The 25,025-nt window shown below is 54.1% G+C and carries 22 protein-coding genes; 18 read left to right on the plus strand and 4 right to left on the minus strand.

The annotated features are described in order from the left end of the window. Positions 1-2: 2 nt before the first annotated feature. From BQ7382_RS02370 to BQ7382_RS02385, 4 genes are read left to right on the plus strand one after another with little or no spacing between them, the layout of a single operon-like run. Positions 3-2,456: an alpha-galactosidase gene (locus tag BQ7382_RS02370; RefSeq protein WP_328587310.1), complete on the plus strand. Its 2,454-nt coding sequence runs from the start codon at positions 3-5 to the stop codon at positions 2,454-2,456. Beyond that, positions 2,449-3,633 carry a galactokinase gene (locus BQ7382_RS02375; protein WP_235847919.1) on the plus strand — a complete coding sequence of 395 codons (1,185 nt, stop codon included), beginning with the start codon at positions 2,449-2,451 and terminating at the stop codon, positions 3,631-3,633. Before BQ7382_RS02370 ends, BQ7382_RS02375 begins: the two co-directional genes overlap by 8 nt. After that, the gene (locus tag BQ7382_RS02380) at positions 3,633-4,763 is read left to right on the plus strand and encodes a glycerate kinase family protein (protein ID WP_077390532.1); all 1,131 of its coding nucleotides are present in this window, start codon (positions 3,633-3,635) and stop codon (positions 4,761-4,763) included. The genes BQ7382_RS02375 and BQ7382_RS02380 overlap by 1 nt, the downstream gene beginning before the upstream one ends. Before the next feature lie 44 nt (positions 4,764-4,807). Continuing rightward, the gene (locus tag BQ7382_RS02385) at positions 4,808-5,686 is read left to right on the plus strand and encodes a DUF134 domain-containing protein (RefSeq protein ID WP_331465906.1); all 879 of its coding nucleotides are present in this window, start codon (positions 4,808-4,810) and stop codon (positions 5,684-5,686) included. A gap of 117 nt (positions 5,687-5,803) precedes the next feature. Here the strand turns inward: BQ7382_RS02385 and BQ7382_RS02390 are convergent, their stop codons facing one another. Then, the gene (locus tag BQ7382_RS02390; RefSeq protein WP_077390534.1) at positions 5,804-6,670 is read right to left on the minus strand and encodes a nucleotidyl transferase AbiEii/AbiGii toxin family protein; all 867 of its coding nucleotides are present in this window, start codon (positions 6,668-6,670) and stop codon (positions 5,804-5,806) included. Then, positions 6,671-7,252, minus strand: a complete 582-nt coding sequence (locus BQ7382_RS02395) for a type IV toxin-antitoxin system AbiEi family antitoxin domain-containing protein (RefSeq protein WP_077390535.1) — start codon at positions 7,250-7,252, stop codon at positions 6,671-6,673. Between the two features lie 270 nt (positions 7,253-7,522). On the opposite strand from BQ7382_RS02395, the gene BQ7382_RS09580 reads away from it, so the two are divergent. The 12 genes from BQ7382_RS09580 (at position 7,523) to BQ7382_RS02460 (ending at position 21,297) form a co-directional block, all read left to right on the plus strand. Next, positions 7,523-7,705 carry a hypothetical protein gene (locus tag BQ7382_RS09580; protein WP_077390536.1) on the plus strand — a complete coding sequence of 61 codons (183 nt, stop codon included), beginning with the start codon at positions 7,523-7,525 and terminating at the stop codon, positions 7,703-7,705. A gap of 184 nt (positions 7,706-7,889) precedes the next feature. Beyond that, on the plus strand, positions 7,890-9,230 hold the full coding sequence (locus BQ7382_RS02405; RefSeq protein ID WP_077390537.1) for a GntP family permease: 1,341 nt from the start codon (positions 7,890-7,892) through the stop codon (positions 9,228-9,230). A 246-nt stretch (positions 9,231-9,476) separates the two neighbouring features. After that, on the plus strand, positions 9,477-10,364 hold the full coding sequence (locus BQ7382_RS02410; protein WP_077390538.1) for a LysR family transcriptional regulator: 888 nt from the start codon (positions 9,477-9,479) through the stop codon (positions 10,362-10,364). A 217-nt stretch (positions 10,365-10,581) separates the two neighbouring features. Continuing rightward, positions 10,582-11,274 carry a hypothetical protein gene (locus BQ7382_RS02415; protein WP_077390539.1) on the plus strand — a complete coding sequence of 231 codons (693 nt, stop codon included), beginning with the start codon at positions 10,582-10,584 and terminating at the stop codon, positions 11,272-11,274. A 389-nt stretch (positions 11,275-11,663) separates the two neighbouring features. Continuing rightward, positions 11,664-12,239, plus strand: a complete 576-nt coding sequence (locus tag BQ7382_RS02420; protein WP_159437203.1) for a hypothetical protein — start codon at positions 11,664-11,666, stop codon at positions 12,237-12,239. Positions 12,240-12,411: 172 nt separating this feature from the next. Then, positions 12,412-13,829, plus strand: a protein-coding gene (locus BQ7382_RS09400; RefSeq protein ID WP_144082068.1) for an IS3 family transposase whose coding sequence is annotated in 2 segments (ribosomal slippage) — positions 12,412-12,976 and positions 12,976-13,829 — 1,419 coding nt in all. Because the reading frame shifts where the segments join, the coding sequence is not laid out codon by codon here. A gap of 571 nt (positions 13,830-14,400) precedes the next feature. Next, positions 14,401-15,297, plus strand: a complete 897-nt coding sequence (locus BQ7382_RS02435) for a LysR family transcriptional regulator (protein WP_159437204.1) — start codon at positions 14,401-14,403, stop codon at positions 15,295-15,297. 408 nt (positions 15,298-15,705) lie between these two features. Next, positions 15,706-16,593 carry a prephenate dehydrogenase gene (locus BQ7382_RS02440; RefSeq protein ID WP_268874713.1) on the plus strand — a complete coding sequence of 296 codons (888 nt, stop codon included), beginning with the start codon at positions 15,706-15,708 and terminating at the stop codon, positions 16,591-16,593. Positions 16,594-16,679: 86 nt separating this feature from the next. Further along, entirely contained in the window at positions 16,680-17,042 is a 363-nt protein-coding gene (gene crcB, locus BQ7382_RS02445) for a fluoride efflux transporter CrcB (RefSeq protein ID WP_077390543.1), read from the plus strand. A 195-nt stretch (positions 17,043-17,237) separates the two neighbouring features. After that, positions 17,238-19,052, plus strand: coding sequence for an ATP-dependent zinc metalloprotease FtsH (gene ftsH / locus BQ7382_RS02450; RefSeq protein WP_077390544.1), 1,815 nt, complete (start codon positions 17,238-17,240; stop codon positions 19,050-19,052). Positions 19,053-19,138: 86 nt separating this feature from the next. Continuing rightward, the gene (locus BQ7382_RS02455) at positions 19,139-20,431 is read left to right on the plus strand and encodes an ATP-binding protein (protein ID WP_077390545.1); all 1,293 of its coding nucleotides are present in this window, start codon (positions 19,139-19,141) and stop codon (positions 20,429-20,431) included. Next, the gene (locus tag BQ7382_RS02460) at positions 20,428-21,297 is read left to right on the plus strand and encodes a DNA-binding domain-containing protein (RefSeq protein WP_077390546.1); all 870 of its coding nucleotides are present in this window, start codon (positions 20,428-20,430) and stop codon (positions 21,295-21,297) included. The genes BQ7382_RS02455 and BQ7382_RS02460 overlap by 4 nt, the downstream gene beginning before the upstream one ends. A 128-nt stretch (positions 21,298-21,425) precedes the next feature. Here the strand turns inward: BQ7382_RS02460 and BQ7382_RS02465 are convergent, their stop codons facing one another. Together BQ7382_RS02465 and BQ7382_RS02470 are read right to left on the minus strand one after the other, a co-directional pair. Beyond that, on the minus strand, positions 21,426-22,538 hold the full coding sequence (locus BQ7382_RS02465) for a YkvI family membrane protein (protein WP_077390547.1): 1,113 nt from the start codon (positions 22,536-22,538) through the stop codon (positions 21,426-21,428). A 408-nt stretch (positions 22,539-22,946) separates the two neighbouring features. Further along, positions 22,947-23,180, minus strand: coding sequence for a hypothetical protein (locus BQ7382_RS02470; protein ID WP_077390548.1), 234 nt, complete (start codon positions 23,178-23,180; stop codon positions 22,947-22,949). A gap of 211 nt (positions 23,181-23,391) precedes the next feature. Here BQ7382_RS02470 and BQ7382_RS02475 point away from each other — a divergent pair, with 211 nt between their 5' ends. Further along, a complete protein-coding gene (locus BQ7382_RS02475) occupies positions 23,392-24,297 on the plus strand; it encodes a LysR family transcriptional regulator (protein WP_077390549.1) in 906 nt (301 codons plus the stop codon). A 211-nt stretch (positions 24,298-24,508) separates the two neighbouring features. After that, positions 24,509-25,015, plus strand: coding sequence for an HD domain-containing protein (locus tag BQ7382_RS02480; RefSeq protein ID WP_077390550.1), 507 nt, complete (start codon positions 24,509-24,511; stop codon positions 25,013-25,015). Positions 25,016-25,025 lie beyond the last annotated feature (10 nt).

Genomic DNA, 25,025 nt, shown 5'->3' on the forward strand with positions numbered 1-25,025 from the left:
AAGTGATAAAGATCCTGGACCAGAGCATCTTCTGCTTGAGCACCAGAAACACCACATACATGTTTCAGAAGCTTCCGTCGGGCCACCTGGAGCACCTCTATTACGGCGCTCTGCTGCCCGGCGTGACCGGAGAAGAGGCAAGGGCCTTTTCCGAGAAAAGGGGCTGCGAGACCGGCAACATGATCGTCTACAGTCAGGATGACAAGACCCTGCTTCTGGAAGACACATGCCTTGAAGTGTCAGGAGAGGGCAAGGGCGACATCAGGGAGCCGTTTCTTGAGGTGATCCGTTCCGACGGGAGCAGGACCACCGACTTCGTGTTCGAGAAGGCGGAGGTGCTTCAGGAAAAGGAGTCCTACGACGATCTTCCGGGGTCTTACGGCATGGAGCCGGGAGAACACCTGTGTGTTATACTTCGGGATGCCGCCGGGGACCTGGCTCTCGAGCTCCATTATTACGTTTACGAAAATGAAGACGTCGTCTGCCGCAGCGCCAGGCTCCTGAACCAGAGCGACTCGGTAGTCTGCGTAGAGCGTCTCATGAGCGCCCAGCTGGATCTGAGGAGATCCGGCTACGTCATGAGCACATTCACAGGTGCCTGGGCGCGGGAGATGGACCGTGTGGATACCGTCGTGTCGGCCGGAAAGCACCAGGTATCATCCTGTGGGGGAGCGTCCTCAAACAGGGCGAATCCTTTCGTGATGTTCAGCTCTCCTGATGCGGGAGAGGATCACGGCCGGTGCATAGGGATGAATCTCATATACAGCGGTAACCACTGTGAGCTTGCAGAGGTGAACGCCTACGGCAAGACCAGGATCCTAACGGGCATCGAGCCACGCGGCTTCTCCTGGACGCTGGAGCCTCAGGAGTCGTTCCAGGCCCCAGAGGCGGTGCTCACATTTTCAGGAAAAGGCTGGACTGGCATCAGTCTCAACATGCACAGGTTTATTCGCGAGCACATCGTGAGGGGGAAGTGGAAAGACAAAGAGAGACCTGTCCTCCTGAACAGCTGGGAGGCCGCGTATTTCCAGTTCGACGAGGGCCGGCTGATGAAGCTGGCAAAGGCGGCGGCCGACGCGGGAATAGAGCTCTTCGTGCTGGACGACGGCTGGTTCGGAAAGAGAAATGACGACACGTCTTCCCTGGGAGACTGGACCGAGAACAGGAAGAAGCTTCCGGGCGGCCTGAAAGGGCTGTCAGGAAAGATAAAGTCTCTCGGCATGGACTTCGGCATATGGGTGGAGCCTGAAATGGTAAACGTGGACAGCGACCTGTACCGGAATCACCCGGAATGGGCGCTTGCCATACCGGGCCGGGCCCATTCCGAAGGGAGAAACCAGAGGATACTGGATCTGACGAACCCGGATGTGGTGGACTACCTCACAGAGACAATGACCAGCGTGTTTTCATCGGGAGATATCTCATATGTCAAGTGGGACATGAACAGGATCTTTTCCGATGCCTTCTCACAGTACCTGCCGGCAGAACGTCAGGGAGAGGTGTTCCACAGGTACATCTGCGGGCTGTACAGGCTCATGGGACGTCTGGTCGAAAGCTTCCCGGACATCCTGTTCGAGGGATGCGCGTCCGGCGGCTGCAGGTCGGACCTTGGGATACTGTGCTATTTTCCTCAGATATGGGCCAGCGACAACACGGATCCGCTGTGCAGAGCAGCGATCCAGGAGGGATACAGTTACGGCTATCCGCAGTCGGTGGTATCAGCCCACGTTTCAGCGAGCCCGAACCATCAGACACTGAGGGCGACACCGCTGGAGACGAGATTCGGGGTCGCCGCCTTCGGGCTCCTGGGCTATGAGCTCAACCTCTGCGACTTGAGGAAAGAAGAGCTGGATGAGGTCAGGAACCAGATCAGGTGGTACAAGAAGTGGCGCGATGTCCTCCAGTTCGGGGACTTCTACCGCGGCATGGAAACAGCGTGGCTCAATTCCGGTGACACCTCGAGCCGGTATCCGGGAGCTACAGATGCTTTTCCGGCGGAATACAGCTGGACCTGCGTTTCTGCGGATAAGTCCAGGGCTGTGGGATTCACACTGCAGCCGCTCGTCAGACCGAACGTACAGTACCATAGGTTCGTTGCCAGAGGACTGGACCCGGATAAGAGATACTCCTTCTCGAACATTCCGAGAAAGGTCGACATACGCAGGTTCGGAGACCTTATCAACACACAGTCTCCGGTCCACATACGCCAGGATTCCCTGGGTCACAGAGTGGCGGCGAAATTCGTCAAGATGGACGGAGAAAAAGAAAAGTACACATCGCTTTCCGGAGCGGCTCTGATGGAGGCGGGAGTCAGCCTGACAGGATCATATACCGGGACCGGGATGAACGATCAGACACGGTGCTACCAGGACTTCGACTCCAGGATCTATATTATTAAAGAAGTTGAAGGCGCAGAGGACGAGTCCTCCGGGGATGTGGAGAAGGAAAATGTCTGAAAACATGAAAGAGAAAGCGTTACACGCTTACAAAGATAATTTCAGAGAGCCTGAAGGAGGAAAGCTCTTCTTCGCCCCCGGGAGGGTGAATCTCATCGGAGAGCACACCGACTACAACGGCGGTCATGTTTTTCCGTGCGCGCTGACTCTTGGAACATACGGAGTGTTCAGGAAAAGAAATGACCGCATCCTTCGGTTCTACTCGGCGAACGAGCCGGAGGTGGGAGTGGTCGAGACATCCTTGGATCAGCTGGCTCCCGGGCGCAGCAGAGAGTGGACTGCATACCCTGAGGGAGTGGTGTTCACCCTGCTCAGTCACGGATACCAGGTGAATACAGGATTTGACATGGCTATATGCGGTGACCTTCCGGGAGGAGCGGGACTCTCGTCATCGGCATCCCTCGATGTGCTCACTGCCTTCGCAGTCAGGGAACTTTTCGGCCTGGACATCGCGGACCATGAGCTGGCGATTTTTTCCAAGGAGGCCGACAACAGCTACTGCGGAATAAACTGCGGGATCATGGACCAGTTCACCGTAGCTATGGGAAAGAAAGACCACGCCATCTATCTGGATACGTCCGATCTTTCCTATGAATGCGTGCCGCTGAAGCTCGACGGCATGAAGATAGTGATAAGCAACACCAACAAAAAACACAGTCTCGTGGATTCCCAATACAACCAGCGCTGGTCGGAATGCAGGCAGGCGCTGGCGGAGCTCCAGACGGTAGTGGATATCGAAAACCTGTGCGACCTCTCTCCGGAGGAGTTCGAGAAATACAAGGACGCCATCAGCGAACCGGTGATCAGGAGAAGGGCAAAGCATGCTATTTACGAAGACGCCAGGTGCAGAGAGGCCGTGCGGGTCCTGAAGGCTGGAGACATCCGTGGCTTCGGCCGCCTCATGAACGAGGCGCATATCTCCGTTAGCCGGGATTACGAGGTCACGGGACCCGAGCTGGACACCCTCCAGGAGGAGGCCCTGAAGCTCCCCGGAGTGATCGGCTCCCGCATGACGGGCGGTGGCTTCGGCGGATGCACTGTATCCATTGTGGAGGAAGGTGCAGTCGAAGAGTTCAGGAAAAAAGTCGGAGATGCCTATCTGAAAAAGATCGGCTATCCCGCGGACTTCTACGTCGTGGAGGTCGGCGGCGGCCCGGCGGTGCTGGAGGTGCTGTGATGAATTTGCTCTTCGCTTCGGATTCCTTCAAGGGCTCGCTCTCCAGCGACGACACCGCGCGATTGCTGACGAGGGCCGCGGAGGAAGTCTTTCCGGGCTGCACCGTGAAATCACTTCCAATGGCTGACGGAGGAGAGGGAACGGCAGAGGCCGTTATCCGTGCGCGCGGAGGAGAGCGCGTGGAAGTTCCGGTCCACGGGCCGCTGATGGAGGATGAGACAGCCTTTTACGGAAGGCTCTCGGGCGATGAGGCCATATTCGAGATGGCCTCGGCTTCCGGCCTGCCGCTCCTCGCAGAGGACGAGCGGGACCCGCTGAAGACCACCACTTATGGAACGGGGGAACTTTTTCGTGTTGCCCTGGATTCCGGTGCATCTAAGATCACCATGGCCATTGGCGGAAGCGCTACAAACGATGGCGGCATGGGCTTCGCAAGAGCCCTCGGGATCAGGTTCCTGGACGTTGACGGTCGTGAACTGGAAGGCCGGGGAGAGGAGCTGGAAAAGGTGGCAGACATCGATACCTCAGGCCTTGATCCGAGGATCCGCGACGTGTCGGTCGCTGTGATGTGCGACGTGACGAATCCGCTGTGCGGCCCCGATGGCGCCACCATGACCTTCGGCGGGCAGAAGGGCGGTTCGCCTGAGGTCCTCGACCGGTTGGAAAAAGGGATGATCAATTACAGGAACGCGATGATCCGAAGGTTCGGCGTCGATCCGGACTCCATACCCGGGAGCGGGGCCGCCGGTGGACTTGGCGCGGCACTTTCGGTTTTCCTCGGAGCGGAGATGAGATCCGGGATAGATACTGTGCTGGACCTCGTGGGATTTGACAGTTATCTGGAAGATACAGACCTTGTGGTCACGGGAGAGGGCCGCACCGACTGGCAGAGCTGCTGCGGCAAGGTGCTCCAGGGAGTTGGAGACCGGGCGAAGAAACATGGAGTTCCTGCGGTTGCGCTTTGCGGCTCGCTGGGTCCCGGATACGAGGCGATCTACGATCACGGGATCCAGTCCCTGATGACCACCGTGGATGCGCCGATGATGCTGTCCCAGGCGCTGGAAAACGCAGAGCCGCTGTATTACAAGGCCGCGATACGACTTTTTCGGATGATAAAGGCGGCGAAGTAGACGCTTGCTTTTCTTCTTGAACTGCGGCATAATATTTCTGACATATGTCAGAAATAAAAAGAGGTGACGGCATGGCAAGACCCAGCAAATGCAGAAGAATATGCATGGAGCCGGCATACGACAGCTTTGCCCCGGACGGGATCCCTTCCGGAGAGGAGGTCGTTCTGTCGCTCGATGAGTACGAGGCGATCCGTCTGATAGACCTGGAGAAGAAGACACATGTGGAGTGCGCGGCACAGATGAACGTTGCCCGTTCCACTGTGTCCGACATCTATGAGACGGCAAGAGAAAAAATCGCGGACAGCATCGTCAACGGGAAAGTCCTGCTTATCGCCGGAGGGAACTACGTGCTGTGCGACGGCGGTCCTGCTGGCGCCTGCGGCAGAAAGTGCTGCAGAGTCGCCGGAGCAGGTGGCGCCGGTATGCAGCAGATAAGAGGAAAGGCGGATGATCAGATGAGGATCGCAGTTACATACGACAACGGAGAGATTTTCCAGCACTTTGGCCACACAGAGCAGTTCAAGCTCTACGATGTGGAGGATGGCAGAGTCGTCGACAGCCAGGTCGTCGATACGAACGGTCAGGGCCATGGAGCTCTTGGCGGATTTCTTGCACAGGCAGGTGCAGACGTGCTGATCTGCGGCGGGATCGGCGGAGGAGCTCAGGCAGCGATGGCTGAAGCAGGGATAAAGCTTTTTGGAGGCGCATCGGGAAGTGCCGACGAGGCAGTTCAGGCGTATCTGGCAGGAGACCTGAACTATGACCCTGAGGTCCGCTGCAGCCACCACGGACACGACCACGGTCATGGCGACGGACACGGATGCGGCCACCATGGCGGGCAGCATGAAAACGGAAATGGGTGTGGTCACCACGACGGACAGCATCACTGTCACGAAGACAAGCACGGGTGCTCGGGAAAGTAAATACAGGAGGGATAAGTACAAAAAGTGTAGAATTCTACACTTTTTGTTATTTGGGAGATGGCAATTTGCCGTCTCCCTCGTTTTTTTCTCTGATTCGTCTAAATCATGTGTGGATGATCAGGTTTCATTACTTCCTTTTGTGTTTTTCGCTATCAATGTTATTAATATCTTTATGCTGTCTATCGTGTCCTGATAGGTTATTTCAGATGCGTAAGAAAATTTTATGCGATAAGATTCCCAATGGTTCCGGAGTCGCTCATCAGACTCAATGCTTGACAGTATTTCGCCGTATTGTTCTAGTAAATATTCTGTCCTGCGTTTCCTGCAAGTTTGAAGAAATGCATTATGAAAAATTTGAGCATCGATATCTGCTTCATAAGTAGAATGCAACATCCAGAGATCGTAATAATCACGCATTCTGGTGTTTAATACACCCCTTGCAAGCACGGTCTGCAACTTTTCTGCAAGGATCGTTTCCAGATTATATGACCATAAACTAATAGAACGTTTTTCGAGAAGCAAATCATAATGGAATTCGGTTTCTCTTGGCGTAACCTGATCTCCGGTGGAAATATCGATCTTTATCGGAGTCACAAGCTTTCCAAGATACGAATTGAGCGAAATACGGATTCCAGGATATTCCATATCATCCATGATAGTGGAAATTCCTATTACCTCAAATGTGACGTCATCACCGACATCGATGGACATTATTTCATTCGCAACATTTAATGCATCTTCAGCGGACAAATTCAGGTTTTTAATAGTTGCATCGATATCCATCGTAGATCTGTGCGCAACTCCGACCATTGCGGTCACAAGAATTCCGCCTTTTATAATGAAGTTATCTCGGTACCTGGAATTTGCTAAACGTTCAAGGAATCTCTCCATCATATATATTCTCATGAGCGTACGTGCATCAGCATTACTCTTCGCAGCAATGTTTTTTATTCGCCCTTTTACTTGTTCTGGTGTTAATGACATTTAAAGCAGCACCTCCATATAGTTCTGGATGACTTTATTCACTTTGAACAACCTGGCATATTTCATCAACTTGTTAAAGTTCCTGTCTTTCCTGGAAACGTACGATTTAAGTACGGAGCTGAAGTCCTGTACTTCGATCGAATTACGACTTCTGACAAGGTCGCAGACCGTCCTCTCCAGGTCATACATTGGAATCTCATTTCCACAGTTATCCAGTACCATTATTTTGCCGACATTTAGCAGCTCTTTCTTTACGAAGTAGACCTTGCATCCGGCAGATTTAATTCTATGGGCATTGTATCCGGAGTATATCGTTAGTGTGTGGGTCAGAGGTTCCCGGTCTGTCAGGCCGTGAAAGTAAAAGGCTTCATCGTGTGAAAAAACAGCCTGTGGGCATCTTTCATGAAGCACCAGCAGTTCATCTACCCATTCATTTTTTGCAGCGTACATTCCATGGCCGACCTTTTCATATTGGTTCTCCTCCAGGAATTTATAGAATTTATACTTGGATATTCCGGCTTTTTTTGCATCTTCCGTTGTGAGTAAGCTGGCATCTCGCAAAACTATCTTCGCATTGTCCATGGGTTCACCGCCTTTCGTGCTTATATAATATATAAAATTAGCACAAACGTCAATTCAATATTTGATCATTGTGCTTATCTTGTGCGCTATGTTAGCACGAATTTCCTCCGCACATTATGTTAGCGAAAATGTCTTTCTCTGGGGATCTCTCGTAATGCGCCACGGATCGTCCTCTCCGCCGACCTCCATCACCGCTGCCCTCACAATAACTGCCGATTATAATAAATTCAGCTTTCAGCATTTTACCCCGGATGATTTCTGCTCTATAGTATGAACTGTCAAAGGGAGCGCGAGGCGTGGCCGGCCGTTGGCTACACCGCCGGTAACTTCAGGGCTGGGAACGACGCGGAGTTCCTGAAAAAAGTCGTTTCGGCCTGCGTTCCGTTCATCGGGTTCCAGAGAAGTCTGAACGCGATCGCCATCATAGGCGAGTGCAGCGATAAAATTGAATAATAGGAGCGCTGTGTAAAGCCGCCGTGACTCCATAAATATTTTTTATAAAAATTTCGCATAATTTGCTTGCAATTTTTGCATTTCGCTTAAAAAAACGAAACGGTTATCCTAAGTATAACTTAAGTCGCATAAACAACGGCTTGCGTAAGATGCTTTTTTCGTAAACAGAAAGGGAATTGGATTTATGTTAGGGATTATCGGAATCGTCGTCGGGATCGCCCTGCTGATCTACGGCGCCTACAAGGGAGTTTCCACCATCATACTTGCTCCTTTGTGCGGGCTGCTCATCGCGCTCTTCAACGGGATGGAGCTGCTCAAGACCTTCACCGGCGTAATGGTGCCGGCGGTGTGCAACTATGTTACCGCCATGCTGGGACCGGTGCTCTGCGGATGCGTGATCGCCGCCATCTACAACAAGAGCGGCGCCGCACTCTCCATCGCGAATGCGCTGTACGACCTTTTCACGATCGGAGCGAGGAAGAGAGCCGCCGAGGGTGAGACCGTCACGATGCACCCGATCGCCGCGATCATCACCATCTACGTCATCGGAACAGTGCTGGCCTACAGCGGCATGAACCCTGTAGTCCTCATGTTCATTCTTTTCCCGATCGCCATGGACCTGTTCGAGAAATCCCTCATCCCTAGAGAGATGGGCCCTGGAGTAGTTCTTGGAGCCCTGGCCACGGCCGCATGCAGCATGCCTGGAACCACTTCTGACCAGAACGTCATCGCCGTCCAGATGCTGGGAACATCTCCAATGGCAGCCGCCATCCCTGGATTCCTCGGAGGCGCGCTGGTGCTGGCCATGAACATCATCATCATGAACGTGATCTCCAAGAAGGAGATCGCCAAGGGCCACGTTTACACAGCGCCTAAGGAGCTGGCAGGACGTCCTACAGACGTCAAGACGCCTAACTGGTTCATCTCGCTCATCCCTATCGCGGCCACGCTGATCACGTTCAACGGCTTCGGATGGAACATCCTTGTCGCAATGGCGCTGAACATCGTCCTGGCACTGGTGTTCTTTTATAAGTACTACGGCGGTCTCGCCGGCCTGAAGGAGCTCCTCGGACCTGTCGGTGACCAGACCACGAGCCTCGTGCTCCAGGTAGGACTGCTGGGAGCCATCGGAGGAATCGTTGCCGCATCCCCGGCCTTCCCAGTGCTCACAAAGGCGCTGCTGTCGATGAAGGGACCTGCCCTGTTCAAGGTCGTTCTCGCCGTTGCAATCATCACAGGTGCATCCGGATCCGGCCCTGCGGGACTGTCTGCAACACTGCCATATCTGTCAAAGACATTCACCAGCATGGGCGTGAGCCTGAACGCTCTCCACAGAGTTTCGGTATTCTCGTCACAGACGCTGGACACTCTGCCGACCAACCCAGGATATATCATTTCCACGGGCATCGCAGAGGTGGACATCAAGGATTCTTACAGATACGTGTTCATCACAACGGTGCTGAACACCACCATCACAGCCCTGTTCGTAGCGCTGCTGCTCACGATCTTCCCAGGCTGGGCATAAGATACAAGTTATATGGAAAAAACCAGAGCCGCGGCTTCTGGGGCATATCGCCCCCGGGCCGCGGCTTTGTCGTGCCGGCGAGTCGGAGAATGGCGGGTGTTCGCATGACCCCGCTCTCACGTATGCTTTCAACTCTCCCGCAGGCTGCCGCCGTTCCGCCTGTATTTTTCCCGGCGTCCATGTTTCCGCAATGCGAAAATCTGATACAATAGCCATAGTGTTGACAAAGACAAGGCGGAGGGGCAGATGAATATAAGACAGGTAAAAGGATTTTGCAAGCTGGTGGAGACCATGAACTTTTCACGGGCCGCCGAGCAGATGTACATGTCCCAGCCTGCCTTCAGCAGGATGATCGAGAGTCTGGAGACGGAGCTGGAGACCAAACTCATCGAGAGGGGAAAGCCGGGGCCGCGGCTGACTGAGGCGGGCGAGACCCTGCTGCCGAACATGAGGCGGATCCTGGACGAGTACAACGAGATCACGGAAAAAGTCCACAGCATGAGCATGAAGAAGGGCGCCCTGACCGTGGGGATCCTTGAGGAGGGACTGCAGGGGAGGAGGGCGGAGCTCCTCAGAGGGTTTTCCCAGGAAAATCCGGACATAGACATAAACTTCGTGGAGGTCAGCGAGAGCAGCGCCTTCGACGCGGTCCTCGAGAGAAAGGTAGACTGCGCTCTGGTCACACACTTCCCGGAGTCACTGCGGGACAGGCTGGAGGGGGACATCATGGGCCGGGTGCCGAAGTGCGCCGTCATCAACAGGTCGAATCCCCTTTCCGGCAGGGACGTTATATCGGTGGCCGACCTCAAGGACGAGTCCTTCGTGGTGATCGACGAGAACAAATCCAGATACGGATATTACGATACCATCGGCCTCTGCATGAAGAGCGGCTTCAAGCCCCGGATCGTCAATAAGGCTTCTTCCCTCAGCACCGCCCTCTCCGAGGTGGAGATGAACGCCGGCGTCATGATACTTTCTCAGGACCTCAAGCTGGCACAGGCGGCCAATGTGGCCTTCATCCCTCTGAAGGACGAGGACCTGTGCAATCTGTGGTGCGTCCACGTTGGGGAGAGCGACAGCCAGAACATGAAAAAGTTCAGCGAGTTCATCCGGGAAAAGGTCCCTCAGGAGTAGCGGCCGGGAGCATGGCGGGAGAGAGACGTTCGGCTAAGAGTCACAAAAAAATCATGTGTAATATATCCATATAACAAAATGTGACCGGATATGACTGTATACAGCCCATCTGATATTGTCAAAAAAAACAAGCGTATCATTAAACGTAGAAGCAAATACAAACTTTTGCGTTTTTTTATGCAGAAAAACTGTAAGTCAAAGTTAAACGATTTCGTTTATGACTATAAACGGAACTCAAGACGCGAGACCACAGACCGCCAGGACCCTTTTCCGGCTCATGGACGACACCCAGAAAAAGGTCGAAGGAAACAACTTCGCTATCAGGAAGAACGTCCTGAAATACGACGACGTGCTGAACAGACAGAGACGGATCATCTACGACCAGCGGGACCTCATCCTGTCCGGCGGAGGGATAGACGACATAATGGAGGACATGATCGGCAGGGTCGCGGAGTCCATCGTCGCCTCGGTGACGTGCGCCTCGAGGTTCCCGGAGGAATGGGATTTTCAGCGGCTGGCGGAGGAGATCGAGACTGAGTTCGCGGACATCAGCATCGTTCAGCCGGAGAGCCTGGAGGAGCGTAAGCGCTTCGAAGAGAACTCGCTGATCCGGCAGATCACCGATATACTGATAAAAAATCACAGGAAGCGCAGGGACCTCGGAGGCGAAGTGTTCGATCTGACCGAGCGGTCTATTCTGCTGCAGGTGGTGGACAGGCTGTGGGCAGACCACCTGGACGCCATGGAACAGATGAGGAAGGGCATCGGGCTGATGTCACTGGGTCAGAAGGATCCGGCTGTCGAGTACGCAAAGCAGGGCTCGGCCATGTTCGAGAGGCTCAACAGGCAGATCTGCCGCGATACTGTAAAATACTGCTTCCAGATCAACGTGGGGCTGGCGGGACTTTGATGGCACAGGGCCGGACGCCCAGGTCGCGGCGCGCTGGTGCGTAGTCGGTATTGTCGCTGAAGACGCGCGCTGGTACACGGTCGACCTGTCGCTGAAGATGTTCGCGCTGGTACACGGTCGGCCTGGTCATACAAAAAATCTATGGCCAGACACTGCTGCGAAAACGTCTCGAAATATTACATTATTCTTTTGCTGGAAAACCATAAAATCACGGCTCAAAAAGGCTCAAAATCTGGCGGTTCCATTTCTCCTCTGGCGATGATATAAAGAACTCAGGGCTTTTCTCGGATCGCTCTGGAAAATACATTCCCGTTTCTGATTTTCAGCTTGCGAAGGACCTCGCAGAAAAAGAATATAACAAGTGTGTGTTGGAACTGGCCAAGGCGGAATTGAAGTTGCTGAAGAAGGCAGGAAAATCGAACTACGAGAATATCCTCGTGACGGCCTATGGAATGGTACCCGGGAGAATACGGGAGTTGCTTGATCTCGAGCTGGAATCAGATCAGGAATATGGACGCCAGTGGGCTTCGCAGCCTTACAAAAAGAGAAAATTCCGCGAGGGGGAGAAGGTGTATATCTCGCGCAGAGGCGAGAAAATGCTCTCGAAGTCTGAGTGTCTGATCTCCGGGATCTTCGATGATCTGGGGCTTTTTTACCTCTATGAAAGACCTCTGCTGCTGGAGGGTCACGAGCCCGACGACCCTGTCTTCCCGGACTTTACGATCCTGGATGTTGTGAACAGGAAGGAAATCTTCTGGGAGCATTTTGGCATGATGGATAATCAGCACTACGTGCAAAAAAACATGAAGAAGATCATGGAGTATCAGCGCAACGGGATCAAGGTTGGAGAAAACCTCATAGTCACCTTTGAATCATTGGAAGACCCGATCGACCTCGAATTAGTGGAAATGCTGGCTGGAAAAATCGCTTCAGGGCTCTGGTCGGCAGGTGGCGGCTTTGCGTAGGTGCATCTGCGATATAGTTCATGCAGCGATGATACAGCAGCTTGCAATGCCGGTATAAAGCCGATTCAGCTCTGGTGCAACGCTGATACAACGCCGATACAGAGGAATTTGAGGCAGTTGAGCTGACCCCAAAAAGTTAGACCAAGAATCTAGCGATTGGAGGTCGATCTTTATGTCTAAGTACGATTTTGAATTTAAGAAGAAGGTCATCAATTCTTATTTAAACGGTGAAGGAGGATTCCGGGTCCTCGCAAATAGATACGGGCTTGGTTGCGCATGTGTAAGAAATTGGGTCCACGCATATGAAAGGTTTGGTGATGCGGGACTCAAGCGTCAAACGAAGCCAGAAGTTTACACTTTCGAAAAAAAGCTTTCTGTTGTAGAGTTGTATTTGTCAAGTAACATGTCGTATAGAAAACTGGCTTTACAGGAAGGTATCAGAAACCCAAGCGTGATCACAAGCTGGGTACAGCGTTATCGTGCGGCTGGTCCGGATGCTTTAAAGCCTTACAGGAAAGGTCAAAGAGAAGTATTGGCAAAACAATTAAAAGAACAGAAATTGCAGTCAGCAGAGACAGATATTACTGAAACAGCTGCTGAGTACATAAAAGAACTGGAAAAAGAAAACGAGCATTTAAGGCTGGAGAATGCTTTTTTAAAAGCCGTGAGGAGACTGCGCTTGGAGGACGAAAAGGAAATGAGAGAACGGCGTTCGTCATCCACAGCCTCCGAGGAGAATTCAAACTAAAAGACCTTCTCTCATATGCACATATGCCAAAAGCTACCTACATGTATTGGCAGAAACGCTTTGGCAAGGCGGACCCCGATAAGGAGTTAGTGGAAAAGATCATCGAGATCAAGAAAGAGAATAAGAATTATGGATACCGGCGAATGACAGCCGAGCTGAGGAATCAGGGATACAGAGTCAACAAGAAGAGAGTGCAGCGGGTCATGCAGAAATACGGTCTGCAGGTGACTTCGTTCGGCCGCAAGAACCGGAAATACAACTCCTGCAAGGGAAAGGTCGGAAAGACTGCAAAGAACAGGATCAACAGAAGATTCGATACAAGCATCGTGCACCAGAAGATAACCACGGACACCTCAGAATTCAAGTATTACGAGAGGAAACCCGGCGGAAGGATCGTAGCACGAAAGCTCTATCTGGATCCATTCATGGATCTGTTTAATGGAGAAATAATAAGCTTTGGAATCGATAGAAAACCCTCGGCAGAAAATGTAATGAAGGCATTTGATGAGGCTGTAAAGATCACTGAAGATTGCAAATTCAGACGGACTTTTCACTCCGATCAAGACTGGGCTTACCAGATGAAAGATTATACAAAGAGACTGAAGGATGAACGAATAATCCAGAGCATGTCACGCAAGGGAAATTGTCACGATAATGCTGTTATGGAGAACTTCTTCGGGCTCCTGAAGCAGGAGATATACTATGGAGTGATCTATTACAGTTACGAATCCTTAAAAACTGCTATTGAGAACTATATTGAATACTACAATAATCGACGAATCAAAGAGAAGCTTGGCTGGACGAGTCCGGTACAATACCGACTCAGTCATCAGGCCGCATAAATAAGTTGAGTAGCAGCAATCAAATCTGCTACGCTCTCAGGTCTAACTTTTTGGGGTCACAACAAAAGTGCAAATCCCTCTGTATCGCCACGCCAGCCCATCTGTCAGCTCGCAAAGCCGATACAGAGGGATTTTAGGTAGTGTGCAAATTCCGCTGTAAAATCGATCAAAAATACAGCGGAATAGAGAGAAAGTGCGGATCCCTCTGTATCGGCGGATAACTCGGTTCGATTGGCCCTGAATCGCATTATGCGTTATTATATTCAATGTCATGTGATCCGCTGCACGCAGCCCGCGCAGTAACCGCAGCGTGCAGCGCACGCAGCCCGCGCAATAACCGCATCGTGCAGCCACACAGCGACCACAGCGCGTGCAGCCACACAGCGACCTCAGCGCATGCAGCCACACAGCGACCGCAGCGCGAGCGGCCCACACAGCGACCTCAGCGCACGCAGCCACACGGCGACCGCAGCGCGAGCGGCCCGCACAGCAGCCGCTGCGAGTGGATCACATAGCATCACATCACATAACATAATGAAAAATCTATATGAGAAGGAAATGGGGCAGGATCATGAAACTGTATCAGCTGGAGTATTTTTGTGCGGTGTGCGAGGCCGGCAGCATAACAAATGCGGCGGAGCGCATGTTCGTGACCCAGCCGGCGGTCAGCGCGGCGGTGCACGCTCTTGAGAACGAATATTCTGTCCAGCTTCTGATCAAGGACGGGAAGAACGCCCGCCCGACCGCTGAGGGCCGGAAATTCTACCAGTATGCACGGCAGATGCTGAAGTACGCAGACCAGTTCGACACCAACATACACACCATGGTCTCCGGCCGCGGGATACTACGCATAGGCGTCGCACGCTTTTCCGGCGTCTCGGCCTTCGCTGACTACTACTCAGAGAACCGGCAGAAATACAGCGCCGTCAGCATCAGGATCGCGGAGGCCATTCCCCATGTCCTCCTGGAGAAGCTGCGCCGGGAGGAGCTTGACCTCATCATCCTGCCCGACCACGGGATCGACAAGATGGAGGACCTGGACGCCCGCACGCTCCGGTACACCGACATGGTCTACTGCGTCTCCACATCAGATCCGCTGGCCCGGAAGACATCCGTCACAGTGGAGGAGATCGCGGACCGGAAGATGGTCTCCTTCGAGGACAGCTATAAGGACGATTACCTGAAAAAGCTTTTCGCCGCCGCGGGGGTCGACGATGAGCCGATGATCGTGAGCCGGTTTGAGCAGGTTAGCACCATGCTGGAGATGATCGAGGCCGGACTCGGCACCGGATTCATCCCGCGGGAGGGCCTGCGCTACTACACCGGGATAGCGGCGCTCCACATAGAGGGAGACACTCCGGTGCCTGTCAAGCTGGTCCAGAAGAACGCCGCCGGCGCCAGAAAAGAGGTGGCGGAGTTCGTGGAGGACATCACGAGGTTTTTTGTGGAAAAAGCGATGTCTCATTAGCATTACATTGCGGCAGCGCGGATGCTGTGACGACGCCCTACGGCGAACACCATGTGCCTTGTGCGGTTTTACAAAAACGATGCGAAGAATAGCGATAAATTTGTGAAAAACCACTGTACTTTTTGCCAGAACTGTGATATCCTTCGCACATAGTTGATTTCGAAAGGAAAATACCATGATAAAGGGCTTCAGAAACGCAGCTGAATACTATTACTACTATCTTTTCTGCGACAACAGAAGAGATGGTTTTGCTGCACCCTGGATCAGGGCATGATGACTGGAGCTTAATGATAGACTGAAGAGGATCGGACGGGCTTCGCAGCGGACGCTGTGAGGCTCTTTTTTTATGGTTCGCAGGTAAGGAGGCGGCAGACGATGTCGCACCTGCAGGCAACTGTGCGTGGCGGAATGAAAGGGAGGAATTTGAAAATGGTCATAGGTATCGTGGGACTCGGACTTATAGGTGGTTCTCTGGCTAAGGCGTTCAGTGCGGCGGGCGCACGGGTGATGGGATACGATGCACAGCCGTCGACCCTGCAGGTGGCCGTGGACATGGGTATATGTCACCAGATCCTGAGCATGGAAAACGCCGGCCGGTGCGACTTCATTTTCCTCGCTGTCCCGGTAGGTGCGGCGGAGAGCTGGCTCACGGAAAAGGCCTTCAAGCTGGGATCGCCTGGCGCCTGTGCAAAAAAACCTGTGATCATGAACTGCTGCGGCGTGAAGCGACGGATATGCCAGGTGGGTTTTTCACTTGAGAAGACTAGCGGCATCAGATTCGTCAGCATCCACCCCATGGCTGGCCGGGCGGACTGGGGCCTGAAGTTCAGCGACGAAGATCTCTTCCGGGGGGCTATGTGCGCGGTGATACCCGGCGAAGAGAACAGGCGCGACATCGCGCTCATGTCCGGCGTGGAGAATGTGCTCGCAATGGCCGGCTTCTCCAGACTGCGGGTCATGACACCTGAAGAGCACGACAGCGTCATCGCCCTCACGTCTCAGCTGTCCCACCTGGTGTCCAGCTCCTTCGTGAAGTGCGACGAGGGGATAAGAGAGCAGGCGCAGGTGGCCGGCGGCAGCTTCCGGGACATGACGCGTGTGGCTTTCCTGAACGAAAACGTGTGGGCGGACCTTTTCCTGGAGAACCGTGACAATCTCCTGGACCGCCTCGACCTGCTCACGGTAGAGCTGCAGAAATACAGAAGAGCCCTGGAGGACAACAACAGGGACACGCTCACGGATCTCCTGGCCCGGGGCCGCGAGGAAAAGGAGAGGCTGACGGTCGCCGCGATGTGACCGCGAGGGACGGAGCAGAAAAGGTTGACAGAAGTGGTATAACTACGGTCTGAGACTGCTGTTTTATGTCAGCCCGGGAGGTAGAGATGATAGAGTGTCTGATCGTAGGACTTGGTGGAGCGATAGGGGCCGTGGGACGATATCTCATAGGCCTTTTTCCTTTGGATCCGGGGAGCGGGTTCCCGGTGAAGACCCTGCTCATCAACGTGGCAGGAGCCTTTGTTATCGGCATCATCGGTGCCCTTGCCGCAAAGGACGCCATGAGCCCGAGGATGGTGATGTTCATAAAAGTGGGAATATGCGGAGGTTTCACCACCTTTTCATCCTTTGCCCTTGAAACTCACCAGTTGATAGGAAAAGGCCAGAGCTTTACGGCGCTCATGTACATGGCACTCAGCATTTTCCTGGGATTGGCGGCGGTTTGGACCGCCGACCGGATGATCGGCTGAGATCGCCCGCTGACTGCAACAGCCGCAACCAGCAGCGACCGGCCGCAGGACGTGTTTTTTACAGAAGACAACGAACGGGTGTTTTCCGTGTCAAGAGTTGGTGAAGTGGTGGAAATGCGACCAGAAGAGTGTTATTTTACAATTAAGCATTTATCACAGGCTTAAGAAAGCCGGTCACAAAATGGAGGGACTGTTTTGAACGAAGTTAAGACGCCAAAGAGACCTCTTATCAACTTCTGGATCATCGCGCTGATGGTCCTCCTGTGCATCAACTTCATGCTCGTGCCGTACATGCAGAAGGCACAGATCAAGGAGGAGAACTACAGCGCATTCCTGAACCAGGTGGAGAAAGAGAATGTAGATAAAGTCCAGGTGGACGATGACAAGATAACCTATACGCTGAAAGGGAGCGACCAGGTATACGAGACCGCCAAGATGGATGACCCCGATCTGGTGAGCCGTCTCGACAAGGCCGGTGTTACATTCACCGGTAAGATCGACCAGACCATGTCGCCTGTGCTCAGCTTCATCCTGACATGGATCCTGCCGATACTGATATTCATCTGGCTGGGTCAGTACATGCAGAAGCAGATGATGAACAAGGCCGGCGGCGGCCCGGGTTCAATGATGTTCGGAATGGGCAAGTCCAACGCCAAGGTCTACGTCCAGTCCACCGACGGCATCAAATTCGATGACGTTGCCGGAGAGGACGAGGCTAAGGAAAACCTGCAGGAGATCGTGGACTATCTCCACGACCCTGGAAAATACAGGTCCATCGGAGCATCAATGCCTAAGGGCGTGCTCCTCGTGGGCCCTCCGGGAACAGGAAAGACCATGCTGGCAAAGGCCGTAGCCGGAGAGTCCAACGTGCCTTTCTTCTCCATCTCGGGCTCCGAGTTCGTGGAGATGTTCGTGGGAATGGGAGCCTCCAAGGTGAGAGACCTGTTCAGCCAGGCCAAGGAGAAGGCCCCGTGCATCGTCTTCATCGACGAGATAGATACCATAGGAAAAAAGAGGGACGGGCAGATCGGAGGCAACGACGAGCGTGAGCAGACCCTGAACCAGCTCCTCACGGAGATGGACGGTTTCGAGGGCAACAACGGCGTCATCATCCTGGCGGCCACCAACCGTCCTGACTCACTGGATCCGGCGCTCACACGCCCGGGTCGTTTCGACCGCCGCGTGCCTGTAGAGCTTCCGGACCTGCAGGGCCGTGAAGCCATTTTGAAGGTGCACGCCAGAAAAGTCCGCATGGCTGACAACATCGACTACAACAAGATCGCCCGCATGGCCTCCGGTGCCTCCGGAGCCGAGCTGGCGAACATGGTGAACGAGGCGGCGCTCAGGGCCGTGAGAGACCACAGGTCCTTTGCCACTCAGGAAGACCTGGAGGAGAGCATCGAAGTGGTAATCGCCGGATACCAGAAGAAGAACGCCATCCTCACGGATCAGGAGAAGTGGACCGTCTCCTATCACGAGATCGGCCACGCCATGGTGGCGGCCTGCCAGACCAATTCCGCTCCGGTCCAGAAGATCACCATCATTCCGAGGACATCTGGAGCCCTGGGTTACACCATGCAGGTGGACGAGGGCAATCACTACCTGATGACCAAGAAGGAAATGGAAAACCGCATAGCCACGTTCTGCGGCGGAAGAGCCGCGGAGGAAGTGGTGTTCGGAGACGTGACCACTGGAGCCTCAAACGACATCGAACAGGCCACCAGAATGGCCAGGGCCATGATAACCCGCTATGGAATGAGCACCGACTTCGACATGGTCGCCCTGGAGACGGTGAACAACCAGTACCTCGGCGGAGACACATCCCTTGCCTGCTCCAGTGACACGCAGAAGGAGATCGACAGACAGGTCGTCGAGCTCGTAAGGAGACAGCACAAGAAGGCCGGGGAGATCCTGGTGGAGCACAGAGAGAAGCTGGACGAGCTGGCCAGGTACCTCTACCAGAAGGAGACCATCACCGGAGAGGAATTCATGAAGATCCTGAACGCCTAGGGAGACCCGGGAAAAAGAAACGGTCGCCGTGTGCTGCTGCGGCCGTCACATGAAAAACTGAACAGAAACCGAAAGGAAAGCCGGTCATGAACCACACTTCAGCACGCTGGAAAGGTCAGCTCCGTCAGACTCTGGTGCTGAGCCTGATCACCATCTGCGCAGCCCAGATCAATCTCCATGTATTCACGGAGACCTTTACCATATCGCTGGGCTCGGTGTGCATACCGGCTTTTCTTTATTTGCTGGACGATGTTGCGGTGATCCCACTTTCGGTGATCTCCGGATTCGGTGTGTTCGGAAGCCGTGTGCTCATCCACGCCCTCAGGACCGGCAGCACCGCGGGAGCGGTGTCGGATTACCTGCCTGAGGTCATTTTCTACGTGGCACTGGGGACGCTCCTCTATCTCTTCGATCGGATCGGGGGCCACAGGAAAAAACTTTTTCCATATATCGCAGGCGTCGTCTGCATCGACTACCTGTCGAACGTGCTGGAACTCTTCGCCCGTCTCCAGGGGTCGCCATACAGCTGGGATCCACAGATCCTGCTGGTGATAGTGGCCTGCATACGCGGGCTGATACTTGCTCTGGTGCTGGAGTCTCTGGACCGGTACCGGGTAATGCTCCTCACAAGAAACCACGCCAGGCGTTATCAGCGGCTGGTAATGCTGATCGCTCAGCTCAAGGGTGAGATGCTGTGGATGGACAAGAGCGCCTCCACGATAGAAGAGACCATGAATACTTCATATGATCTTTACGGCAGGCTTCAGGGAGACAAGACGCCGGAAGGGCAAGAGCTGGCGAGACAAGCCCTTAGCGTGGCGAAGGACGTCCACGAGATCAAGAAGGAGTACCTGCTGATAAAGCAGGGGATATCCAAGGCCATACAGAACGAGACCGGGTCGGAGGGAATGACCATGGGGGAGATATTTGCGATCCTGTCACGGTCCGTCAAAGACGAGTTTCCCCAGGCGGCCGCTCCGCCGCAGGTCTCGTTTGAGGGGGAGGACAGGCTTTACACCAGGGATCCGTATCTCTTCCTGTCTATATTCCACAATTTGATCGCCAACGCCGTGGAGGCCTGCGGCGACAAAGGCTGCACCGTACGCATCACCGGGACTGAGGAACATGAGAACTATATTTTTTCCGTGCAGGACAACGGGCCGGGAGTACCTCCTAAGTACAGGGACAGCATCTTCATACCCCGGTTTTCCACCAAGATAGACCCGAATACGGGGGCAGTGAGCCGAGGCCTCGGACTTTGTATCGTCAGGGACATGGTCGAGCAGGACCTGGGCGGGACGATACGCCTCGCCGACTCGGACGGCGGCGCGTGCTTCGTCATCTCCATACCGAAAGACAGACTGGAGGCGGTAACATGATCAGAATTTTCCTCGTCGACGATGACCCTTCGGTCACGGGCATCCTTCAGATCATCATCGAGGAGCAGGGGCTCGGCGCGGTGTGCGGGGCGTCCAACAACGCCGTGGACGCCCTGGAGGACCTGCCGTACCTGAAGCCGGACATCGTGGTGGTGGATCTCCTGATGCCCGACATGGACGGGGTGACATTCGTGGAAAAAGCGAAAAAGCAACTGCCGGGAGTTGCTTTCATCATGCTGTCACAGGTGTCTTCGAAGGACATGGTGGCGAAGGCCTACGAAGCCGGCGTGGAGTTCTTCATCCAGAAGCCGGTGAACGCCATCGAGGTCAGGCAGGTCATCGAGAACGTGTCCCGGAAGCAGAGCCTGGAGAGGACCGTGGACAAGGTGCGGGATATCTTTGCGGTCTCCGGTCTGGACGCCGGTGTTGACGGGGATCCAGCGGAGGGCAGCAGCAAGGCCGGAAAAGTTGGAAAAACGCCGGAGCGCCTGCGCCGAATCCTCCAGGACATCGGCCTTTCCGGAGAGCTGGGCAGCGAGGACATCATCACCGTGGTCAGCTACTTCTGCGATCACGAGGACAAGATTTCAGGCATGACCCTCAGGGACATCTGCAGCTTGTTCTCAGATTCTCCAAAGTCCATGGAGCAGCGCATTCGCCGCGCAGCGGCCGCGGGCCTGGCCAACATGGCAAACCTGGGCCTGGACGACTACGGAAACGAGATCTTCAACGAGTACGCCAGCCGGCTCTTCAACTTCCAGCAGGTCAGGAAGGAGATGGACTTCATCCAGGGTAAGTCCACACAGCACGGCAACGTCCGCATCAAGAAGTTCATCGTGGCACTGGTGGACGCGTGCACGGAGTGATAGGTGCACGGAGTGACAGGCACATAAAAGAGGACACCGCATTTTTCCCTTTGATGCGGCGTCCTCTCTTTTATTTTGCGCCATCTGGCGGCTTGCGTCATCGGATGGTCTGCGCCATCTGTCTTACGCTATTTAATTTCTGCAAAAGGCATTTCCACCTGCACCAGTGCTCTTTTTCTGTGGCCCTGGTATTCCCTCAATGCCATGAAACCGAACAGTATCAGCCCCATATAGCCGCTGAGAGGATAGATGATATTCACGAGAGTCTTGAAATTCGTCATTCCGAGGAACAGTCCGACCGCGGAGACCACGAGTGCGATGAGCACGAATTTCTTTGTGCCCTCTTCTGCGAAAGTCCTCACCACGCTCCAGAGCATAGGCACCGTGGTGGTGTAGATGCCGCAGCAGATGATGATCGAGAAGATCACACCGAAGATCGGGCTTAGCCTGTCAGCCAGCACGAGGGTAGGGACCTCAGCGCTGTAGATGTCATGTATGTTTGCCATAAGTCCGAGATCCAGTGCCAGCACGCCGGCCCCGAAGAGGATCCCTCCGAGCGTACCGCCGAGGGCAGCTTCCTTTGCGCTGTTGGCGCTCTTTCCGATGCTGCAGGAGAGCATGATCACTATGATGGCGTTATACGCAGGATAGAGGATCGAAGACCACAGCCAGCCTCCCTGGGTCTTGGTGATGTCCAGAGCCGGGATGATGTCAGCGGCCGCCGCGAGGCCCGTGGTGCTGCTGAGGAAGCTGTAGATGCCGATGCCCACAGAAAAAATTATTATGACATTTCCGAGGCTTCCGAGGATGTCCGTCAGCTTCGTGATGCCGAGGATCACGGTGAAAAAGGCGACTGCCGCCATGGCGATCCTGCCGATCGCAGGGTCAAGACCGAAATACTGTGCCAGCGTGGCTCCCGCCCCGGCGATCATGATCACGTAGATCCCGAAGATGAAGATCTGGAAGATGATCTCGCACGCCTTTCCGAGCCGGTCGCCGAAGTAGAAGCTGATGATCTTTCCCGGATCGCCGAGCTGGTGCTCGTATCCGTGCTTCATGAACATGGCGCCCACCCAGGAGAAGATGATGGTCGTCACCACTGTCCCCGCGATGCTCCAGATCCCCTGGCCGGAAAAGAACTGCATGACTTCCTGCCCTGTGGCGAACCCGGATCCGATGGCGCAGGCAATGTAGGCGCCTGCAAACTTGATAACATTTCCAATACTTACATTGTCCTTCATTTCATTCACACTCCAATTCACTTTCAGCGGCCGGAAGACCTCTGTTGTTCTTTTTTATGTGCACAATATAAACGCCGGGTTTCAAAAGGTTTCAGAAGGTGACAAAAAATATTTTAAAAAAATGTTTTTGCTGCTAAAATCGATTGTTGCCCTTTACCAAAAATTTGACGAGTGGCTTGTGTACAATATACCGTAGCCGTCGCTCGTCGAAGAGGGGCGGTACTGCGCGGAGTCCAGGTCCCTGCAGGCCGTAGGTGAAAAGCCGAGGCTGATCCACGAGGCGGTGGAGTCGGCGCAGAATTGAAATACAGAGAAAACAGATCGGAAATATCGGAATTGAAAAGGAGGTGCCGCGATGACACCTCCTTTTCTTTAGCCTTGGTTTTTAATGGTGGTTAGCTTGGTCAGTTAAGCAGCCTTGCTCATGTGAGCGTGCGAAGATCCGGAAATGTTCTCCCGGTGAGTATCCTCGACCTCTGCGTCATATCCTTTGCCCACAGTAGCTACGAACACTGCTCCGAAAACGAGGGAAGCGATCATGAATCCCGTAAACAGTGCCGGAGTGCTATCAAACACGCAGGCGATAACAGCTGATGCAATACCCAGTACAAACGATGCAATAGATGTTCTGAAACTTCTCATGACATATTCCTCCTTTTCTTAAATTGCCTCTTAAGGAAATTATCTGTATGTGTGAGTTATGGGGTCCGGGATCTCTCCCGTCGCCCTTGAGGCCTCTTTCCTTGTTGCAACTATAATATAGCAGGGTACAATCAATTTGTTAAACTAATTGATTTGATTGAAGCAATCAGTTTTTCTGATCGCTGGAAACGATGCAGATGGAGATACATATATGGAGATAAGAAACGTGAGGACGTTCATGATGGCCGCCGAGCTGCTGAACTTCACGAAGACGGGAGAGGCCCTTGGATATTCTCAGGCTTCGGTGACGGCGCAGATCAGGCAGCTGGAGAACGAGCTGGGGGTACGGCTCTTCGACCGGCTCAAAAACGGGGTGATCCTCACCCACGAGGGCCGGCGATTCATACCCTATGCCACGTCTCTCCTGAACGCGGTCGAGGAGGCGGAGAACTTCGGTGCGGAGGATGTGGAGCCGGAGGGTAACATCGTGATCGTCACCGGAACATCGATATCCGACAATCTATTGCCCGGGATAATCGGAGACGTGTGCCGGGACTGGCCGAAGCTGCGCTTCCAGGTCAGGGTCATGGACGACGCCGAGGCTTACAACGCCGACCTGGACGACGGCACGGCGGACTTCGCGGTATCCATCAAGGCCTCCACGGAGATGATCCGCCATCAGGTCTTTGGAGAATTTTCCTGCAAAACCGTTTTCATCTGCCGCAGTGATGATAAACTGGCGGGGAAGAAAAAAGTCCCCCTGGAGGAGATCGTAAAACAGCCCTTCATAACCACCGACAGAGACGAAAACTACGGCCACGACTTCGAGCGCATCCTCTCTTCCAAGGGACTGTATATCGATCCGATCGCCGAGTTCAGCTCCACTACCGCGGTCATGAACATCATAGCTGAGCGGGGCGGCGTGACGTTCCTGCCGGAGTACGTGGTCCGGACAGGGGTGAACAACGGCACTTTTGCGGTCATCGATGCCGAGGAGGACATCGGCCTGGATCTGCTGATAAGGTTCTACAGGAACAGCGCCCGCTGGGTCTCCCCGGCCATGAGGGCGTTCATCGACCACATAAAGTCCATGGCAGACAACGACGTCCAACTGTAGCCGGGCCGGCCGTACTGGTCGGGAGCGCCGCAGCACTGGACGGGCGAAAAAGTCTTTTTCATGAGCGAACAAGGGCGATACATCGCAGCCTGCGACTGGTCCGTCTCATCTGCACGCGATGGTTAGGCGCTAATGCGCAGCAGTACAGCGCGATAACACGATCTGCGCGATGATACAGCAAGAAAACGATACAGAAAAAAAGGAGAAGAGCATGTCTGATACAGTTGCGAAGGCCGTCGAAAAGATGGTGGCCTTTTACGAGGAAGAAAGCACGATGGTGGTACACGATGTAAACCATTTCATGAAGGTCTGGGGGTTCGCCAGGACCATCGGGACCCTGGAAGGCCTGGATCCTGAGACCCAGGAGACCCTGGAGCTGGCCGCAGTAGCCCACGACATCGCCTGCCCGTTGTGCCGCAGAAAATACGGGGCGGCCGACGGCAGACACCAGGAGCTGGAAGGAGAGGGGCTGACCAGGGAGTTCTACCAGGGTTTCGGCCTGCCGGAGGAGCAGCTTGACAGGATCTGCTATATCGTGGCACATCACCACAGTTTTACTGGGGTCGACGGCCTCGACTACCAGGTAATGCTGGAGGCCGACTTCCTGGTGAACGCCGACGAGTCCGACGTGAGCCGCGAGGGGATTTTGAGCTTTCGCGAAAAGGTCTTTCGGACCGCCACGGGGCTCCGGCTGCTGGATCAGATGTATGGATTGTGACCTGGGTGCG

Source organism: Mobilibacterium timonense, from assembly GCF_900155555.1.
Classification (GTDB): Bacteria; Bacillota; Clostridia; order Peptostreptococcales; family Anaerovoracaceae; genus Allobaileyella; species Allobaileyella timonense.

Excerpts from the sequence above, each read along its gene's own strand:
- BQ7382_RS02385 (WP_331465906.1), top strand. The coding sequence starts at position 4,808 with ATGTCAGAAATAAAAAGAGGTGACGGCATGGCAAGACCCAGCAAATGC.
- BQ7382_RS02395 (WP_077390535.1), bottom strand. The coding sequence starts at position 7,252 with ATGGACAATGCGAAGATAGTTTTGCGAGATGCCAGCTTACTCACAACG.
- BQ7382_RS02460 (WP_077390546.1), top strand. The coding sequence starts at position 20,428 with ATGATCAGAATTTTCCTCGTCGACGATGACCCTTCGGTCACGGGCATC.
- BQ7382_RS02480 (WP_077390550.1), top strand. The coding sequence starts at position 24,509 with ATGTCTGATACAGTTGCGAAGGCCGTCGAAAAGATGGTGGCCTTTTAC.
- BQ7382_RS02405 (WP_077390537.1), top strand. The coding sequence starts at position 7,890 with ATGTTAGGGATTATCGGAATCGTCGTCGGGATCGCCCTGCTGATCTAC.
- BQ7382_RS02390 (WP_077390534.1), bottom strand. The coding sequence starts at position 6,670 with ATGTCATTAACACCAGAACAAGTAAAAGGGCGAATAAAAAACATTGCT.
- BQ7382_RS02440 (WP_268874713.1), top strand. The coding sequence starts at position 15,706 with ATGAAAGGGAGGAATTTGAAAATGGTCATAGGTATCGTGGGACTCGGA.
- BQ7382_RS02455 (WP_077390545.1), top strand. The coding sequence starts at position 19,139 with ATGAACCACACTTCAGCACGCTGGAAAGGTCAGCTCCGTCAGACTCTG.
- BQ7382_RS02475 (WP_077390549.1), top strand. The coding sequence starts at position 23,392 with ATGGAGATAAGAAACGTGAGGACGTTCATGATGGCCGCCGAGCTGCTG.
- BQ7382_RS02435 (WP_159437204.1), top strand. The coding sequence starts at position 14,401 with ATGAAACTGTATCAGCTGGAGTATTTTTGTGCGGTGTGCGAGGCCGGC.
- BQ7382_RS02380 (WP_077390532.1), top strand. The coding sequence starts at position 3,633 with ATGAATTTGCTCTTCGCTTCGGATTCCTTCAAGGGCTCGCTCTCCAGC.
- BQ7382_RS02415 (WP_077390539.1), top strand. The coding sequence starts at position 10,582 with ATGACTATAAACGGAACTCAAGACGCGAGACCACAGACCGCCAGGACC.
- BQ7382_RS02410 (WP_077390538.1), top strand. The coding sequence starts at position 9,477 with ATGAATATAAGACAGGTAAAAGGATTTTGCAAGCTGGTGGAGACCATG.
- BQ7382_RS02465 (WP_077390547.1), bottom strand. The coding sequence starts at position 22,538 with ATGAAGGACAATGTAAGTATTGGAAATGTTATCAAGTTTGCAGGCGCC.
- crcB (WP_077390543.1), top strand. The coding sequence starts at position 16,680 with ATGATAGAGTGTCTGATCGTAGGACTTGGTGGAGCGATAGGGGCCGTG.
- BQ7382_RS02375 (WP_235847919.1), top strand. The coding sequence starts at position 2,449 with ATGTCTGAAAACATGAAAGAGAAAGCGTTACACGCTTACAAAGATAAT.
- BQ7382_RS02470 (WP_077390548.1), bottom strand. The coding sequence starts at position 23,180 with ATGAGAAGTTTCAGAACATCTATTGCATCGTTTGTACTGGGTATTGCA.
- BQ7382_RS09580 (WP_077390536.1), top strand. The coding sequence starts at position 7,523 with ATGAACTGTCAAAGGGAGCGCGAGGCGTGGCCGGCCGTTGGCTACACC.